Origin of the sequence: Oceanimonas marisflavi (assembly GCF_003049725.1) — a bacterium.
Taxonomy (GTDB): Bacteria; Pseudomonadota; Gammaproteobacteria; order Enterobacterales; family Aeromonadaceae; genus Oceanimonas; species Oceanimonas marisflavi.
The window spans coordinates 1-742 of the sequence record NZ_QAGM01000061.1 but is presented as its reverse complement, the minus strand read 5'-3'; the positions used below and the strand labels follow the sequence as shown (position 1 = coordinate 742).

The window sequence follows — 742 nt, the reverse complement described above, 5'->3', positions numbered from 1 at the left end:
TAGGTGGCGTTCTCAATTAGTGTAAACTCCTACCGATAGCCACTTGCATCAGGGCCTTCGGAGTGTAAATGAGTGAGCGTACAGTACTGAGAGATGACCAGTGGGAACGGATCAAGGACTTGCTTCCGGGTAAGGCCAGTGACTGTGGGGTCACCGCAAAGGATAACCGTCTTTTTGTTGAAGCCGTGTTGTGGATTGCTCGAACAGGAGCGCCCTGGCGGGACCTGCCGGCCTCCTTTGGCCATTGGCACCGGGTCTATGTTCGCTATAACCGCTGGTCACACAAAGGCGTATGGGCACGTATTTGGGAAGCCGTCTCGGACGATCCCGACCTTGAACACCTGATGGTCGATGGCAGTATCGTCCGGGTCCATCAGCATGGGGCCTCAAAAAAACAGAACGCGACGAACAAGCACAAGGTAAGTCGCGAGGAGGACTGAGCACCAAAATTCACCTCGCTGTCGACGCGTTGGGTAACCCGGTTCGCGTGCTATTAACGCCCGGACAAGCGTCGGAATATGGCCAGGCCAATCAGTTGATTGAAGGCTTGGAAGCGGACGTTGTGATAGCCGACAAAGGGTATGACTCGGATAACTTCGTGGCCGCAATCAGTGCCAGTGGAGCCAATCCGGTGATCCCACCAAGGAAGAACCGGATCAGCCCTCGGGATTACGATAAGGCACTGTATAAAGAGCGTAATTTGGTTGAACGCGCTTTCCAGAAGTTCAAGCATTACCGTCGT

At 54.0% G+C, this 742-nt stretch carries 1 pseudogene; it reads left to right on the top strand.

Annotated features, from left to right (window positions below):
• Window positions 1-68: 68 nt before the first annotated feature.
• Window positions 69-742 (top strand): annotated as a pseudogene (locus tag DA373_RS16655) (IS5 family transposase); the annotation flags it as partial.